The organism is Sphingobacterium sp. SYP-B4668 (assembly GCF_027627455.1).
Lineage (GTDB): Bacteria > Bacteroidota > Bacteroidia > Sphingobacteriales > Sphingobacteriaceae > Sphingobacterium.
In genome coordinates this window covers 3,537,913-3,555,354 of sequence record NZ_CP115483.1, presented here as the reverse complement: position 1 = coordinate 3,555,354, position 17,442 = coordinate 3,537,913, and the positions used below count along the sequence as shown (strand labels likewise).

Below are 17,442 nucleotides of genomic sequence, written 5' to 3'. Positions count from 1 at the left end.
AAATGTTATAGTGATTATTTAATGCTATCTTGCGCTAAGGGTTGTGGTGTAATGACTTGTCCATCTTGTAGTAAATCGATTCCTTTTTGAACGATTTTATCCCCTTGGCTTACACCGCTTTTTATCAAATAATTTGCTCCACTTTTTCCAAGGACTTCTATAGGTTGCTGGCTAACTTTGTTTTTACTATCGACGGTGTAAACAAAGATTTTATCCTGCATTTCTAGGGTTGCCATTTGGGGTACAAGCAATGTTTGATTATATTTTTTTTCGATTCTAATTTTTCCGGTATTACCACTTCTAAGTATACCCTCTGGATTTGGAAATGTAGCGCGCAATGTTATGGCTCCGGTATTTTTATCAAATTGACCATCGACCATATCAATTTTTCCTGTATGTTCGTAGATACTTTGGTCTGATAATATTAATGATACTGGAGGTAAGTTTTTTAGTTTTTGCTCCAGCGTGTTTCCTTGGACATTATTCTTGAAGGCTATGAAATCATTTTCACTTAGTGAAAAATAGACGTGCAAATCCTTTACATTGGAGAGCTCTGTGAGCGCTTGTTGGTCGGCTGTGCCGACCAAGCTTCCTTGTTTTCTCTGCAAACGTCCGATATATCCATCGACTGATGCTCTAATGGCGGTATACCCCACATTTATTTTAGCCGATTCTACTGCTGATAGAGCCTGTTGTACGCTAGCCTTGGCTGCATTTCTATTGCTAATCGCAGTTTGCAGCTGAAATTCGGTTAGGACTTTATTATTTACTAAACGTGTTTTTTTATCGACTTCCAATTCCGCATTATCCAAGGTCGCTTGAGCGGCCTCTAAGTTGGCTTTTGCTTGATTCAATTGCTCTTGATAGGGACGGTCGTTTATTTTGAAAAGCAATTGTCCTTTGTTGACTCTTGCGCCTTCATCTATGTAGATATGTTCAAGGGTACCATCTACCTGGGGCCTGATTTCGATATTCGCCGATGCCTCGATGGCAGCTGGATATTCTTGATATACATTCTGGTCACTGGCATTGATGGTCATTATTGGTAGACTAGGAGGTGGTGGGGTTACCGGTTTACTGGTGCCTGTGGAGCATCCATACAACAATACCGCTGAAAAAAAATAAAGTATTTTAACATGATTAAAATATTTAACAGTGTTAAATTCTAGGCCTAGAATTTTAGTAAAATCATTAAGGGGAGATGTTTTCATTTAGTAATAATTATTATATATATGTGTGTAGTTTGGGGTAATTTAACGGTGTTAAATAATATAACTATGTTTTATTTTATTCAAAAAAAATCAGTCGGTTAGTGACCTCGTGATTCCATATATGGCATCCTTGAGCACCTCCTGATTAGTAATGTCTCCATTTCCTTGATTCACCAGGTTGATAGAAATCAATCCATGTATAATCGACCAATAGGTGAAATATTTTCTGCAAATTAAATCTTCTGTGGGCTTTTGATGTTTCATTATTTCCCGAATCACATCGCTAATTAGTTTGCCATGGGATTCTGCGCATTTATAGGTTTTTTCAAATCCGCAGCATGCCGTACCCACGCCAAACATCAGTTGATAGAGTTCACGTTCTTCAAAAGCGAAATCCCAATATCCAAACCACATAGCTTCAAGTTGTTTTTCAGCAATATGTTCTCCAGATTTTGCTTCCTTTACTTTTTTGGATAGTAGTAGGTATCCCTGATTGGCAAGCTCTGTTAAAATAGCCTCTTTATTGGCGAAATATTCATAAATCATCGGGGCGGTGTATTCGATGATATCAGCAATTTTGCGCATACTCAACGCCTGCCATCCCTCTTCTTTCACAATTTGAAGGGAGGCTTCGAGGATTCTATTTCTATTATCCTCTTTCAAACGCTGTATCCGCTCTTTACTACCCATTGATTTTATATAATAAATGATTTAACACTGTTAAGCAAAGTTCATGTTTTTGATTTTAATTATTAACATTTTATTGTCATTAATTAAAATGAGATGTTTTTTTCAACGGCACTCGCCCATTCTTCCACCATTGTTGACTGATAATTGTATATATGGATGATTGTATATGTTTGTTGTTTACGCGCTGTAAAGGTATTTAAGTCGTCCTATTTGGTGCTAATCTTATCGCGGGATGGAACTTTCTAAGGGTTTGCATATCAGTATATTTGTTGTTATTTTTGGAGTATGGAAATAGCAGTATAGCTAGCTTGATATAATATTAAATACCTGATGGGTTTAGTGGCCTTCTCTTCTGACCTAATGGAGAAGGCTTTGTTTGTTATATATTTAAGTCTAGTTAAACATGAATAATTTTTTCGAAAGTCCTTTCAAAGGCATTACACTCCAAAACCAAGTTACCAATCCTAATATTATTGTAGGTAGATATTCATATTATTCGGGGTACTATCATGGGCATTCATTTGATGATTGCGCTCGTTACTTGTTTCCGGACCGTAATGATGTGGACAAATTGATTATTGGGGATTTTTGTTCTATAGGAAGCGGAGCAAGTTTTATTATGGCAGGCAATCAAGGCCATCGTTACGACTGGATTTCTAGTTTCCCATTTTTTTATATGTCCGATACCCCCTGTTTTGAAGAAAGTGAAAATGGATTTTTAACTGCAGGTAACACAGTTGTGGGAAATGATGTGTGGATTGGTAGTGAGGCCATGATTATGCCGGGCATAACCATAGGTGACGGGGCTGTGATTGGAAGTCGGGCATTGGTCACTAAGGACGTGGCGCCTTATTGTATTGTTGGAGGTAATCCAGCTAGGTGTATCAAGCAAAGATTTTACGATGAGGATATAGAGAAGTTGTTGGAGATGAATTGGTGCTCATGGAAGGAAGAGCATATACGACAAGCCATGCCAATTCTTTGTTCCGGTGATATAGGTCAGCTCTATGATTTTTATAATAGCTCTGTCAAAGCATTGTGATGATGAAATGGTCCCGATTCGGGGCCATTATTTTTTTATGTTTCGAACACTTATTTTCTCAATTCCAACTCGTAATTAGTATAGTCAGATGACAGGCCGAGTGTAATGACAAAAGGGAGGAGAGGGACTGTAAGATGATAAAATATCGGTTTTTGTAGTTGTTTTTATTGTTTTAGTTTGTATAAATCGGTATTGTAGTTTAAATCCTACAGGTTTCAGCGCGGGTTTATTAACTTTCATGTTCATATATTGCTATTTTTGCAAAAAAAATAAAAAATATGATGGTTATGTTGACATTTTTTGGAATAGTTATTTTAGCTTGTATCAGCTCGATTTTCTATTTGCTCTATAAACAGGTAAAATAGAAATAGCTGTTTTTTAAAGTTATATAGACTTAGTTTGGTTGATGGTTATTCTAGGAAGTATATGTGGGTAAAAGGTTTTGGGAAATTTTACTACGGAAGCCCAACTCATATATTGGAAATGATAATATTATAAATTTTGGCACGTATATTGATTGATAATATATTCATAATTTAGGTTAATAATTGGTTAAAAAAAGCCTAACATCTCCCCGGTGTTAGGCTTTTTATTTGAATAAATGCTTTTTAAAAACCTCTTGAATAATTATTAGGCTTGTCTATTTTGCATAATCTTTTTCAAACTTACTGGAGGCCTTATTCACTCCATTTGCCATTACTTCAAATGCTTGATTGATATTATTTAATAGTTTTTCTTCATTGGCTGGATTCTCTACTTTATTTTTACGTAGTTCAATCAATTTTGGGTAATCGTCTTCTACGATTTTCTTATAGCCTTTTAATCCAGTTAATATTGCATTCTGCAAATTGGCATCTCCATTGAAATCGCCAATATCTTCGACTTTTTTGATGTCTTTGCTTACCGAATCATACCACTCCTTTTGCACTTTTTCTGCTTGTTCGTAATTATTAGACTGCATTGCAGTATTCATATCGGTAATGTGTTTTTCGCTGCCATTAATTACAGTCATCAGGTCGTTATTGTATTGAATTGGATCTTTTTTCGTCCCGCAAGCAATCATGATGAGGAGGGGAAGGATAACGAAGGTTTTGGAAATAATTTTTTTCATTTTTTGTTAATTAACGATTTACTACCTATTATTTAGTTATAACAAAGTTAATTGGGCTGAATCCAATAATATATCCCCCAAACCAGTGATTTTGATCTAGAGCGGCGGCTATTCCCTAACCAATCCGTACTCAAGTGCTAGCTTAATGACTGAAGTCAAGTTTTTTACTTTAAATTTCTCGATAAGATTTTTACGATGACTTTCAACCGTGTGTGGACTTATAAAAAGTAAATCTGCTATTTGAGGTGTTGTCAATCCTTTAGCGGCCGCTTGCAATATTTCCTTTTCTCTTCTCGTTATTTTAGGCACACTTCTCAGTTCGTCACTCGTCTTTTTTTCGATTACTTGTCGCGTTTGGGAGCATAAGAATTTTTTGCCCAGATAGACTTGATGGATACCTGCAATAATTTCGTGACCTGCAGCATTTTTCTGAATATATCCCGATGCTCCCTCGGATAGAATACTATTGATTACGGCATATTCATTATGTACACTTAAGGCTATAATTTTCATGTCGGGGTGTAGTGCCTTTAATTTAGCAACATGTTCGACACTATTGATGTCAGGAAGGTTGATATCTAAAATCAAGATGTCAGGTGTCGTGTGGACTAAGCCTTCGAAAGTTGAAGCTCCGTCTGTGAAACAGTCTATTATTTCGAAATCTTCCTCGATTGTCAGTGCATTTTTTAGACCTTCGACCACCATTGGGTGGTCGTCGGTAATCATTATCTTAATCATATCTTATATTTTAGCATCTACAGGGAAATCGAATTCTATCGTGGTTCCCACTTTTTCTTGTGTTTGGATATTTAATTGCCCATTTAATAAAGACAGTCGTGTTTTTACATTATGTATGCCTGCTGATTTTTTTTGATCCAAGATTTCAGTGGCAAACCCATCTCCATCGTCTTCCACAGTGACGAAAATGTGTTGGTCATTTTCAGCCAGTTGAACTATAATTTGGTGAGCATTCGCATGTTTCAAAGCATTGTTGACCAATTCTTGTATAATCCTATATACAAGAATTTGTTTGTCATGTGGCAATTCGGTTTTGAGATTTACAAATTGTGCTGAGACTTCTAGTCTTTCGCTTGACATTCTGTTGACATATTCTTGGATGGTCTCTTGAAGGCCATATTTCAGTAGCAATTCAGGCATTAAGTTGTGTGCTACCCTCCTTAATTCGTGAACAGCAAAGTCTATCTGATTAAGTGATTTGTCAAGTTGTATTTGGATTTCTTTTGGATTCGTGCGGTGGTTGACATTGGATAGGCATATTTTCGTTCCTGAAAGAAGTCCACCCAAACCATCGTGTAGGTCTCTCGCTAGCCTTGATCGTTCGTTTTCTTGGCCTTCTAGCATGGCCGTCAGATTTGATATTTTACTGTTTTGTTTTTCTTGTTCCATTTCCAGCTCATGGAGGCTTTCTTTTTGTTTCAATGTTTTCGAGCGTTGTCTATATGCATAGAATAGGAGTATTGCACTAATTAGCGTGGCACAAATTGTTAAAAAGTAGAATGTATTGATTTTAGATTTATAATCTAATTGTTGCTTGGAAGCAAAAAGCTCGTTGGCTCGCTTGAGTGTTTCGAGTCGGGAAAGCTTCAGCTCCTGGCCCTTTTTTTCTGCCTCCAATTGAACGAATTCAAGCTGTTGTTGTTGGTTTTTTTCGTTTAGTCTCATATTCTCCAATAGCTGGGTCTGTTGACCTGAAAGGGCTTGCATCAGAGAAAGTTGCTGTTGTTTTTTTTCACCCTCTAATTGGAGCTGCTTCATCAGTTGTTTCTGCCTTTCTTTCTCGAATTGTTCTTCCAAACGTTTTCCTTGGAGCATTTTCTCTGAATTATATACCTCTTCAAATACACGTAGATATTGTTTGTAATAGTGGATAGCTTGTTTGTAATCCTCCTCATCCTCATAAATTTCGGAGAGCTTTTGGAAGAGATTCATCGATAGACCTTGGTCTACTATTGGTTGATTCATGATAGCCGATAGTGAGGCCAGCAAATATGTCTTGGCTTGATCTTGGTCATTTTCTTTAAGACTATATTCGGAGAGGATTCCATACGCGGATGCCACATGGTCGTATTGGTGGGTTTCTTTTCCGATATCCATGGCCATTTGGGCATATTTCAGTGCTTTAGATTTGTGGCTATCTGGAAAGAATTCCATATAAAGGTTGGCTAGGTTGACGGCGACAAATGAAAGGTCTGACGGTATTACCATTTTGTTGCTGTTGGACTCGTACGTACGTATGGCTTCGAGATAGTAACGCTCAGCTCCTTGTAATATGTTTTTATCCGATTTATTTTCTCTGTACTGTCGTTCGTGCATGTATCCCATCAGCATGTAGGCATCGAAAAGGGCCATTGGGTCTTTTCTACTCTTCGCTACATCTAGGCTCAGTTCCGCATATTTTTGTTGCAAAGGAAATTCTTTCCAATTGGAATATATGGCGCAGAGTTCCTTATAAACGGCTACTTTTCTGGAAAGCGTCGTCTCTGAAATAGGCGCTCGCTCCAAATCGTTCAATGCATGTTGGAAACTTTGCACAGCTCGAGCTTCTTGACCATCTCGCACTTGTAACCATCCGATACAATAATTGACATATCCCTTTATAGACATGTTGTCTGTCAGTGTCACATAGTGCTTCGCTTGTTGAATATATTGCTGAGATTTTTCACCTTCATCCAAGATAAGACTATTCATTGCGGCTATGGCGGAGAGATAGGCAGCATATTGACCATCTTTTTTTCTTTTTGCGATAGCAATGTTGTAGGTCAACAGCTCATAGGCTTCATCTTGCCTATTGTTGAAAAAAAGGGCTTGAGCATACTTTCCTGCTAGCATGACTTTTTCACTACTTTCGAATGTAGCACTACTGTACTGCTTTGCAACATCTTCCAAGGCGGATTGTCCAAAGCCATATATTGGATATAATGCAAGTATAAGGAGTGTGATAACTGAGTTGGACTTTAACTTGAATAACGTGCGCTTCATATTAATTTTATCTGCAGCATTACTGCTTTGGCAAAGTATAAAAATCATGTTATTTTTCGAATTATAAGTCATAAAAAATCAAATCATTGACGTAAAAGTTTTTAGAGCAAGAAAATCGAGATTTATAGACAGCAGTTTTGCTTACTAATGGTTAGTTTTCAATCAAAATTGTATTTTTATGAATATTAAGTGAAATGGAAATGATAAACGATTTTTTATTGAGAAAAGCATGTACTGGGGATAAGCAAAGAATTTGGGAGATATTACAGCAGGCTATTCAATTGCGTAAAGCAGATGGTAGTGCTCAATGGCAAGATGGCTATCCCAATCTTGAAGTTATCGAAAATGATATTAATAAAGCATATGGATATGTTTTGTTGCTAGATGAACAAATTATAGCTTATGTTGCCATTATATTTGATGTCGAACCTGCCTATGAAATTATTGAGGGGACGTGGTTAAGTAATCAAGATTATGCAGTGATACATCGATTGGCGGTGGCTCAGGACATTAAAACAAAGGGGGGAGCAACATTCGTAATGAGCGAAATAGAGCAGATAGCCCGAGCAGAATCTGTCTTTAGCATTCGAGTGGATACCAATTATGACAATGTGGGTATGTTGCGTATTCTGGATAAGTTAGAGTATCGTTATTGCGGAGAAGTCTATTTCAGGGGCGGGGCGCGTAGAGCTTTCGAAAAGCTGCTTTCCTAGAGAAAGCAGCTTCTGTGATCGTTCGGTCGGAGTTGTTTCAGCACCGTGTTATCCCGGAATTATTTACGGTTTTGAAATGTTTAATTCTCTTAATTGTAGCAAAAATGAATGCGATACTTCTACTAATAGGTCGTTTTGAAATCATAAGATGTGCCATCAACTTTTGATGTAAAGATAAAGGATATTTGTCCTTCCGTATTTATTGTACGGAAGGACTGTGAATTTGTGCCTGGGTACTCTCGAGAGAGATGAGGGAAAGAAGTAGAGAGGCCCAGGACTTAATACGATAGTATTATCCGATCATGTTGTAAAACTGTTGAAAATAATAGGATTCATTTAATGCATTCTTAAAGTCATCCCATTCCTCTGTGTTGAAATTAAACACAATTTCGGGACAGGGGGTCTCTATGGTAATCCGACCCTCGCCATCTGGGAAGATGTAATAACAATTGTCATCCGCTTTGTTGAGAATAGAAAGTACGAACGATTCAAATTGACCTTTGTTGAAGGTCAATACAAATGACGACTGCCAAATGTAGTATAAAGAACATTTGCGACATAAACTGATATGGGTTACTCCTTTTTCACTTAATATGATAGTCTGACACATAGTATTTTAATTATTTAGAATCATTATAAATAATGGCTAAGGTAATTGTTTTACAGGTCCAGTCAAACATTAAAATAAAGAAAATATGAGAATCGTATTCTTTATGATATTAAAATGATATTAAAATGATATTACTATTCCAGAGTAGTACTACTTAGCAGTGCCCAATACGGATGCTATATTTTGGTGTGAAAATAGCGTCCAATATAATAGCCATTCATAAGATTTAGAAAATAGACAGGAATTTCTGTTAACCAGCTTCGATTCCTTTTAAAATGGCACTTACGAGCTCATTTTCATTTAAAGGTTTCGAAAGTACACCATCGAAGGAATAGTTTTTTTTGTTTCTATGGTCATCTTCAAGAAGCATTTTCTCAGCAGTAAAAGCAATAACTTTGACGTGTTGAAGGATTTGTTGCCCTTTGATTTTCGCCAATATATCCCAACCACTTACTTCAGGCATGATGAGGTCCGTAATCACGATGTCGACTTGATTGGACAGAATAAAGTCTAATCCCTCCCTACCGTTATTAAAGGTGTGTATATTCTTATTATTACCAAAAAACTGTTGCAAGTACAGAATATTGATTCGACTGTCATCAATGATAACGATATTTAGATTTTTCGGCAAATCTTCTATAGTATGGGTTTCGATTTCTTTTTCGGACAGTAACTGTTTATCATATGGAATAGTTAGTGTAAATGTTGTTCCCGTATCGGGTCTACTTTTGAACGAGATGTCGGCATTTAATTGTTCGGATAGTAATTTGGATATGTATAGGCCTAATCCGAATCCACTAACTTTGTTTTCTGTATCTGCGACGTAATATTTTCTGAATACTAAACTTTTGTTATCATCGGAAATTCCTATACCTGTATCAGATACTTCTATAAACAATGAGTGCTTGTCCTTAATTTGTTTGATGCTGGCCGACAAGTTTACATTTCCCTTTTTTGTATACTTTATTGCATTACTTATAAAATTGGAGGCAATTTGTTTTATTCTAAAGGCATTGCTGTATATTTTAAGCTTTGGATCGATTGTGATTTGGTTAGTAAAGGATAGTCCTTTACTTTTCGCTTGGTACCCATGTAAACCTATCAGGTCATGTAAGAGTCGATGTGGAGAAAAATAATCGTAGACTATCTTTAAAGAACCGACCTCTAACTTGCTTAGATTCAATATGTCATTTATGGTACTGTTGATTACCGTTATCTCATAACTTGCAGAATTTATCAAATCCTCATCTACTTTGCCCGTTTGATTATTTTTTTTCATGATATCGATTACGCCTAATAATGAGTTGACTGGCGTACGTATCTCATGGCTAATATTTGCGAGTACGGATGTTTTCTCTTCCGCAATCTTGGCAACATACTCTTTCTCTCTAAATAATCTTTTCTCATAGAGGACGGCGTTAGATTGATAGTAGATGATAAAAATAATCATTAAAAACATGATGGATAGCGCGGCTATAAGTTGGTATCCAAATTGCTGGGAATTTTTTCGGTAAAGACTAAAATCTATTTCTTCGGCTTTTCTAATGGAATCCATTTCCAATTCTTTAAGCCTATCAATGCCGTTTTTTAGATTATTGAGTAAGGCATTGTTTGATAGTATCAATTCCCGCTCTTTCTGTTGGACCTTTAAAAACATTTCCCTTAGATTTCGGATGTTATTGCTGTAGATGTAGTCATTCTGTTGCAGTACATTTTTTATATTGCGGTACATTACGTCAATCTGATTGACATTAAACTGCTGATCTAAGGTGTTGGCAACTATGGTGTCGTTTTTAGCGTTAAATATTCTTTTAAAGAGATTGTCTTTCTTTTTGACGACAGTATCTTTTTTTACAATCTTTTTGACGGAATCTTGTAAGATATTGCTGACTACCGAATCCGCAATAGTGATGCTGGATTTTGGGACATAACGGTCTGAATTACTTCCTATCTCAGGTAAAGAGTCTTTCGCGAAGAAGATGAGGTTGTCCACATTTTTTTTGAGTGTAGCAAATTCCATGGCCAGACTGCCTTTTAATTGGACATTGGACACAGCGTTGTGAAGTGGATTATTTTCAATAGGTAAAGCCGAAAGAGAGTCTACATAATATTTTATTGTGTCCAACTTATCTTTATAGGCTTGATACGTTTCTTTCTTAAAATCAACAGTGTACATGCGAAAAAGATTTTCCGCTTCATTATAGGTGGAGAAAAGGCTATATAATGCTACAGATTGAGTTTGTCCTGATGCGTAGGCGGCGCTGAGCCGTTGTTCGACTCGTTTGTACTGACTATATTGGAAGATAAATATGGCGCTAAGAAATAAAAAGGATAGAACTATACTGTAGATGAGTATTTTCCGAAGAAGGAAGGTATTTATTGTCGTCTTGGCCACGGCGGTTAATATTAAATGCTGGACAAAAGTACGGAATTAAGTTGATCAGCAGTCTAGAGATGTGAATTGCTGATACAGATATTTGCTTTATATTGTGGATTTTGAGTGTCTATTTAATCGGGAGGGACGACTGTCAAGGGCGAGTGTAGGAGTTTGATGGCAGTTGGTTGATTTCTGTCAAATTTCTTTTTAGCTTGGCAAGAAGGATAAGATCTTGCCAAGTTTGATTTGATTAAATTTGTTGGAACCATTTTTGAAACGAGGCGCCGATAAGCATAATTGGTTTTTTCTGACCGTTGAATGCCGATAAAACACCTACTATCCACAAGATGAATACTAGAAAACCTGCAAACATAGAAATGCTAGAGCCTACTACAGGTATAAAACGGAATAGCCCGGATACAATTCCAACGATTACAATTCCAAGACTTTGACGGATATGGAATTGTGCAAAATTATTCTTTTTATCTTTATTCATTACTAGTGCGATCACTAAACCTATTAACGTCAGATACGATATAATTGAAATTGTTTTTCCCTTTTCGACTACTTGTGCTTCTGATGAAAGATTAAATTGGCTGTGCGTTGTGTTCTCCATTTTTTAATTATTTGTTTTAAATTTTTGAATCTGACATGAATTTTCCGTTGGAAACCTCAATTGAGGATCCATAGGTGTGTCGCAACAAATTTAATGCAAACGGAGCTACATTCTTTTCCCTGAAAGCAGGGGTTTTTACTAGCGTATTTTATTAAGCGTGTGGATTTCCTTGTTCATTACCAGCACCTCTATTTTAATAAAACGCCCCCTTCTTCACCGAGTAAAAAGGGGGGCGTTTTGTACCACTTATGTTTAGTAAGTTCAACCGTCATCTAAGTTACTTTGTGTTTTTGATACTTCCTACAACCTGAAGTTGTATTTAGAAGTAATATTCTAGATTAATACATCGTAATAGTTCGTCTGATTAACGTGTTCGTAATCTAAGTTAGTATCCTGTATAACATTGTGAAAGATATTTTTATGGTTTAATATTAATAAACTTTGTCAAGTGGCGATTTCTTGCTATCTATGTACCTTTAATATTCTTTTTATATAAAAAGGACATAAGTGTTATATTTATGTTAACATTGAAGACCAAATTGAACAGTATCCTTGTTTATAAATGCTGAATAATAGTTTGATGTCCATTTGTTACATTTAAACAATAGCTCAGAATGTAGGTAAGGTGTATTGTGCATATAAATTTTTAGTTTTTTTTTGTAAAAACACCTAATTAATGCTAGATTAACATATCAATTATATTTTTGCTGAGGTGAATATTTATATCTCTTCAAAAAAACTTAAAAGGGGAACAGGATGTCATTGAATACATATTCGGATAAAGAATTGTTTGTGGAGCTCAATAGGGACAATACTTTGGCTTTTTCAGTATTGTTTGATCGGTACTCAGATGTTTTGTTCCGTTTTATTTTTAAAAGGACGGGTTCAGTATCCGATTCACAAGATATTCTGCAAGAAGTATTTCTTTCTGTATGGAATAAGCGAACTAAAATTGAGGTTGGTGAATCGTTGTATCCATATTTATTCCGGGCATCTAAATATGAGGTTATCGATTGGTTGGTGAGAAATGATAAACGGAGCAAATGTATGGAGAGGCTTGTGGTGGGCCATTACCCGGAACCATTTTGTTCTACGAGTGAAGAGGAATTGATGGCAAAAGAGTTGGAGACTTTATTGGCACATGAGGTAGATAGTATGCCGTTGACGATGCAATCCGTATTTAAATTAAGTCGAGTAGAAGATATGTCGATCAAGGAAATCGCTGCTCAACTTTCTATATCTGAACAAACAGTTAAAAACAACATTTCTCTGGCCATCTCTCGGCTACGTCTCCTTGTAAAATAGCTTTTTTTATTTTTTTTATTTTTTTTCGGTACTTCTCATGCCTCTAGAAGGTTATAGGAATATATGGACGAAAATAAACAGGCAAAGCTGCTTTTAGAAAAATACTTACGTGGCGAATGTACCTCGGAAGAAGAAGATCAGGTGCAGGCGTGGTTTTATTCTTTTGATGAAGAGTATTTAGAAGAAGGTCATCTTAAAGTAGCATTACAGCAAGTAAAGGAGGGGATAATGGGGTGTATTGATACACGGCCTATTGTCGCTTCCACTGCTAGACTATTTCCATGGTTGAAGATTGCGGTAGCGGTACTGGTCTTTATTGTTTTTGGAGGGATAATGGTGTTATATTTAAATAAAGATAAGGAGGGTGTAACTACTGAGCTTGCTGCTATAGTCATTGATTCTACCGGTATACATAGGAACGACATTATGCCAGGGGCAGCTTCCGCATGTGTGATCTATGCGAATGGAAAGAGAAAGGAGATTATCCAGAACGAGCTGGTCTTAATGGAAAGCGAAGGCAGTACCTCGGAACTATTAACTATTGAGGTTCCTAAGGCTGGTAAATATAGGTTGGATTTGGAGGATGGTACCGTGGTGTGGATGAACTCCTTATCTACACTATCGTTTCCCGAACGATTTGGGCATGAGGAACGTAGGGTAGAATTGAACGGAGAAGCTTATTTTGAGGTTACCAAGGATAATAAACGGCCATTCAGAATCACTGTTAAAGGCAGTACCATCGAGGTGCTAGGTACTAGTTTTAACGTAAATGCTTATTCTGACACCATCAGTACATCTTTAGTAGAAGGTAAGGTTAAAATTATTAAAGAGCAAGCTGAGAGATTTCTGTTACCAGGTGAGGAAGCTCTGATTAGGGGAAGCGAAATTAATATCTCACAAACCAACCTTTTAAAGAATACCGCTTGGCAACGAGATGAGTTTTACTTTGATGGTAGCAATTTGCGGGATATCATAGAGCAAGTGGCACGATGGTATAATGTGGACTTTGTGAATTCAGAATTGCTGACAGAGTCTTCGACTTATAAGGGGGCTATCGGGAGAGGCCATAAGCTTTCTGAGGTGTTAGGGGTATTAACAGCCGCTACGCAGCGTAAATTTGAAATCAATGGACGAGAAGTCACTGTGAGATAATAATATTATTAACCTTAAACCTTAGTTATATGAAAGAAACTTAACAAAATCATACCACTAGCTGGAAGCAACAAAAAAGGGGTGTTGACGCACCCCCTGTTGAACAAAGGCAATTTTTATTGAAACGCGAATTCCATTGAATAATTAACCTTTAACAATTCAAAGTTATGAATTATTTTTCTCCATTAAAAGAACAAGGTGATCGGAGAAGTCAACCTTATGCCCTTGTCGCTAAAGTCCTACTCATTATGAAGTTAATTTGTATTCTGATTCTGGTGTCGACATTGGGAGTCAGGGCATCGGGATATGGACAGGAAGTCAACCTGTCGATGAAAAATGCAAAGATTGAAAACGTCCTCACAGAGATATCCAAGCAGACCAAATTGCGTTTCTTTTACGACGAACAACTATTGGATCAAGCTGCGCGCGTAGATATATCAGTATCTAATCTTGATGTACGCCATGTCTTGAACCGTGCATTGCGCGGGCAAAACCTTGCCTTTGAAATTCTAGGCGGTACCATTGTTATCAAAGAGCGGAAGAAGACCGATATAGAGATTACTGGAGTCGTACGGGATTCTTCTGGGGTAATGCCGGGGGTGACTGTATCTGTACTGGGCGTATCAGGTCTTTCTACTAAGACAGATGCCAATGGCCGCTATGCCATCCGGGCTCCGGAAAAATCCATATTGCTATTTCGCTTCATCGGTTATAAAGATCAAGAGATAGTGGTGGGCACTCAGACTGTCATCAACGTACGGATGGACGTCGAGGAGTCTCATCTGGATGAGGTTATTGTTGTTGGATATGGTACGCAAAAACGGGTCAATCTATCTGGTGCAGTTGATCAGATCAGTGAGAAGTTCTTGGAAAGCCGGCCTATCACCAATGTAGGGACAGGTTTACAAGGGGCTATGGCGAACCTCAATATTACCCCTACATCCGGTCGAGCCAACAGTTCGCCAGGTATCAATGTACGGGGATACACGTCTTTGTCAGGTGGAGGTCCACTGATCGTGATAGATGGAATACCCGCGACCAATGACGAGTTGAATCGGATGAATCCGATGGACATCGCTAGCGTGACCGTATTGAAAGATGCGGCCTCAGCAGCTATCTACGGTAGTAGAGCAGCTTTTGGAGTTGTGTTGGTGACCACCAAATCCGGGACAAGCCAGGATATTAAGATTGCTGCCAATTCCATATTTGCAGCAAAAGCAATCACCAGATCCGTAGAGATTGAGGATGATCCTTATCAAGTCATGAAATATCGAAATATCATGTCGGCTCCTTGGTATAGCCTTTACGACGAAAAGATGCTGGAGTATGGCAAACAGCTGAGTGCCGATCCATCCTTACCTCGGGTTATAGTAGACCCTCTGAATCCGAATGCTTATATCTACTTAGGATCTACTGACTGGTTCAAAGAGGTATATAAGGATATACAGCCTTCGTATACCAATAATATCAGCATTTCTCAAAAGAGCGAAAAATCATCCTTTTATCTTTCCGGTGAATATCACAGGCAGAATGGAATGCTTCGTATCAGTCCAGATACGTATGATCGGTACAATTTCAGGGCAAAGGGAGATTATAAAATCACGGATTGGTTTACACTATCCAATAATACTACCTATACGAATGACAAATACGATCAGCCATCGGCTATTGATCAAGGGTATCTCTATTGGCACAATGTGAATCGTCAGCCTTCACTCAATACGGTGTACAATCCCGATGGATCTTATACAGAGACTGGGGTGAGTATGATCGGAGCTGTTGCAGAGGGGGGGCGCAGTATCAAACGTGTGAATGATTTTCAGAGTAGTTTTGGTGCTAAGATTGATCTGATCAAAGATGTCTGGACGTTAAATGGAGATGCTACATTCAGGAGAACGTCTGGTAAATCCCACTTTTATCAATTGCCGTTAGAATATAGTATTGGTCCAGGTGAAGTAAGACGTCAAAACTTTAACAGTTATGCCTCTAGTGGCAGTGAAGAGACCCGGTATAATGTGTATAATATTTATTCCCAGTTTCAAAAAACACTGAATGATCATTATTTCTCCGTTATGCTCGGTTTTAACCAAGAAGAGCGGATTTATGAATACTTCTCTGCTGCGGGGAGCAAATTAATCTCCAATTCTTTACCGACAATAGGACTTGCCACCGGAGATTTGATTCGGCCAACTGCAGATGATTATGCATGGGCCGTGAGAGGTGCGTTTGCGAGGTTAAATTATTCCTATAAAGATAAGTATATTTTTGAATCGAATTTGAGGTATGATGGTTCTTCTCGATTCCCTAAGAAAGACCGTTTTGCGTTCAATCCATCTGTTTCTGGAGCTTGGGTAGTTTCGCAGGAGAATTTCTTCCAACGGCTCAAAGCTACTGTGTCTAATTTAAAGCTGAGGGGATCTTACGGTTCACTAGCCAATCAAGATCTGAAGGATAACTATTATCCATATCTTGCTAAGATGCCCATGGGGACGGGGTCTATTCTAGATGGAGAACTACCTGCTTTTGTGATGAGTCCGGGATTAGTGTCCCCTACATTGACTTGGGAGACCATCACCCAGTCTAATTTGGGAGTGGATGTCGGTCTCTTTAGCAACCAGTTTTTTGGATCCTTTGATATCTATAGACGCGATACGAAAGACATGTTGACCCCAGGAAGGACATTACCTATTGTATTGGGTACTGCGGTCCCACTTGCAAATGCAGCCGACCTAAAGACCAATGGTTGGGAGTTGACACTTGGTTACAATAAAGATTTTATGGTCGCGAGTAAGCCCTTTTCATTCGCAGCTCGATTTAATCTAGCAGACAGTCGTGCATACATTACCAAATTCGATAATCCGAAGAATAACCTGAATGATTACTATGTGGGACGACGGATTGGGGAAATGTGGGGTTTGACGACTTTAGGCTTCTTCCAGTCAGCTGAAGAGATAGCAGCGCATGCCAATCAAAATAGTGTGACCTCCTATCCTGGTACAAGAGGCTTAGAGCCCGGCGATCTGAAATTTGCAGATATCAACGATGACAAAAAGATTGACAAAGGAGATTGGACATTGGAGAATCATGGAGATTACAAAGTAATCGGCAATTCGGAGCAACGGTATACGTATGGCCTTGATCTGAACTCCTCGTGGAATGGGATAGATCTTCGTGTCTTCTTACAAGGGGTAGGCAAAAGAAATTATTATCCTCCTGGCGGTGACCACTATTTCTGGGGTATATATGCACAGCCATGGGCCAGTCTGACCAAGTTTAATTTGGATCATTGGACTCCTGAAAATCCCAATGCCTATCTGCCAAGACCCAAATCATATGTCGCCGAGCAAAGCGGTGTCGAATTGGCCGCGACACAGACCAAGTATATGCAGAATGCAGGCTATCTAAGAGTGAAGAATATCACCGTGGGTTACACACTTCCTAAATTGATGACCGACAGATGGGGCATCGACCGTATTCGGATATTTGCCAGTGGGGAGAATCTATTTGAGTTTACCAAATTGATGGATTACTTGGATCCTGAGATCGTCGGTGATCGGACAGCGTATCCGTTTCAAAGGACTTATTCGTTTGGGTTGAATTTTAATTTTTAATATG

The 17,442-nt window shown here is 38.0% G+C and carries 13 protein-coding genes; 5 read left to right on the top strand and 8 right to left on the bottom strand.

Going from position 1 to position 17,442, the window contains the following annotated elements:
- Positions 1-14 precede the first annotated feature (14 nt).
- Together OQ289_RS14670 and OQ289_RS14665 are read right to left on the bottom strand one after the other, a co-directional pair.
- On the bottom strand, positions 15-1,211 hold the full coding sequence (locus tag OQ289_RS14670) for an efflux RND transporter periplasmic adaptor subunit (RefSeq protein WP_270087608.1): 1,197 nt from the start codon (positions 1,209-1,211) through the stop codon (positions 15-17).
- Positions 1,212-1,301: 90 nt separating this feature from the next.
- A complete protein-coding gene (locus OQ289_RS14665; RefSeq protein ID WP_270087607.1) occupies positions 1,302-1,901 on the bottom strand; it encodes a TetR/AcrR family transcriptional regulator in 600 nt (199 codons plus the stop codon).
- Between the two features lie 403 nt (positions 1,902-2,304).
- Between OQ289_RS14665 and catB the strand changes: the two genes are divergently transcribed.
- Positions 2,305-2,943, top strand: coding sequence for a type B chloramphenicol O-acetyltransferase (gene catB / locus OQ289_RS14660; RefSeq protein ID WP_270087606.1), 639 nt, complete (start codon positions 2,305-2,307; stop codon positions 2,941-2,943).
- 640 nt (positions 2,944-3,583) lie between these two features.
- Here the strand turns inward: catB and OQ289_RS14655 are convergent.
- The 3 genes from OQ289_RS14655 to OQ289_RS14645 all read right to left on the bottom strand — a co-directional run bounded on the left by OQ289_RS14655 (position 3,584) and on the right by OQ289_RS14645 (position 7,054).
- Positions 3,584-4,054 carry an LIC11966 family surface protein gene (locus tag OQ289_RS14655; RefSeq protein WP_270087605.1) on the bottom strand — a complete coding sequence of 157 codons (471 nt, stop codon included), beginning with the start codon at positions 4,052-4,054 and terminating at the stop codon, positions 3,584-3,586.
- Between the two features lie 108 nt (positions 4,055-4,162).
- On the bottom strand, positions 4,163-4,792 hold the full coding sequence (locus OQ289_RS14650; RefSeq protein ID WP_270087604.1) for a response regulator: 630 nt from the start codon (positions 4,790-4,792) through the stop codon (positions 4,163-4,165).
- A gap of 3 nt (positions 4,793-4,795) precedes the next feature.
- Positions 4,796-7,054: an ATP-binding protein gene (locus OQ289_RS14645; RefSeq protein ID WP_270087603.1), complete on the bottom strand. Its 2,259-nt coding sequence runs from the start codon at positions 7,052-7,054 to the stop codon at positions 4,796-4,798.
- A 194-nt stretch (positions 7,055-7,248) separates the two neighbouring features.
- Here OQ289_RS14645 and OQ289_RS14640 point away from each other — a divergent pair, with 194 nt between their 5' ends.
- Complete coding sequence (locus OQ289_RS14640; RefSeq protein WP_270087602.1) at positions 7,249-7,767, top strand: GNAT family N-acetyltransferase; 519 nt, start codon at positions 7,249-7,251, stop codon at positions 7,765-7,767.
- Positions 7,768-8,059: 292 nt separating this feature from the next.
- On the opposite strand, the gene OQ289_RS14635 is transcribed toward OQ289_RS14640, so the two are convergent.
- From OQ289_RS14635 to OQ289_RS14625, 3 genes are all read right to left on the bottom strand, one after another.
- The gene (locus OQ289_RS14635) at positions 8,060-8,377 is read right to left on the bottom strand and encodes a DUF6686 family protein (RefSeq protein ID WP_270087601.1); all 318 of its coding nucleotides are present in this window, start codon (positions 8,375-8,377) and stop codon (positions 8,060-8,062) included.
- Positions 8,378-8,627: 250 nt separating this feature from the next.
- Positions 8,628-10,772, bottom strand: coding sequence for an ATP-binding response regulator (locus OQ289_RS14630; RefSeq protein WP_270087600.1), 2,145 nt, complete (start codon positions 10,770-10,772; stop codon positions 8,628-8,630).
- A gap of 232 nt (positions 10,773-11,004) precedes the next feature.
- Entirely contained in the window at positions 11,005-11,370 is a 366-nt protein-coding gene (locus OQ289_RS14625; protein WP_270087599.1) for a DUF4870 domain-containing protein, read from the bottom strand.
- A gap of 756 nt (positions 11,371-12,126) precedes the next feature.
- On the opposite strand from OQ289_RS14625, the gene OQ289_RS14620 reads away from it, so the two are divergent.
- The 3 genes from OQ289_RS14620 (at position 12,127) to OQ289_RS14610 (ending at position 17,438) form a co-directional block, all read left to right on the top strand.
- Entirely contained in the window at positions 12,127-12,675 is a 549-nt protein-coding gene (locus tag OQ289_RS14620) for an RNA polymerase sigma factor (protein WP_270087598.1), read from the top strand.
- A gap of 63 nt (positions 12,676-12,738) precedes the next feature.
- Positions 12,739-13,827: a FecR family protein gene (locus OQ289_RS14615; protein WP_270087597.1), complete on the top strand. Its 1,089-nt coding sequence runs from the start codon at positions 12,739-12,741 to the stop codon at positions 13,825-13,827.
- A gap of 167 nt (positions 13,828-13,994) precedes the next feature.
- Positions 13,995-17,438, top strand: a complete 3,444-nt coding sequence (locus tag OQ289_RS14610) for a TonB-dependent receptor (RefSeq protein WP_270087596.1) — start codon at positions 13,995-13,997, stop codon at positions 17,436-17,438.
- Positions 17,439-17,442 lie beyond the last annotated feature (4 nt).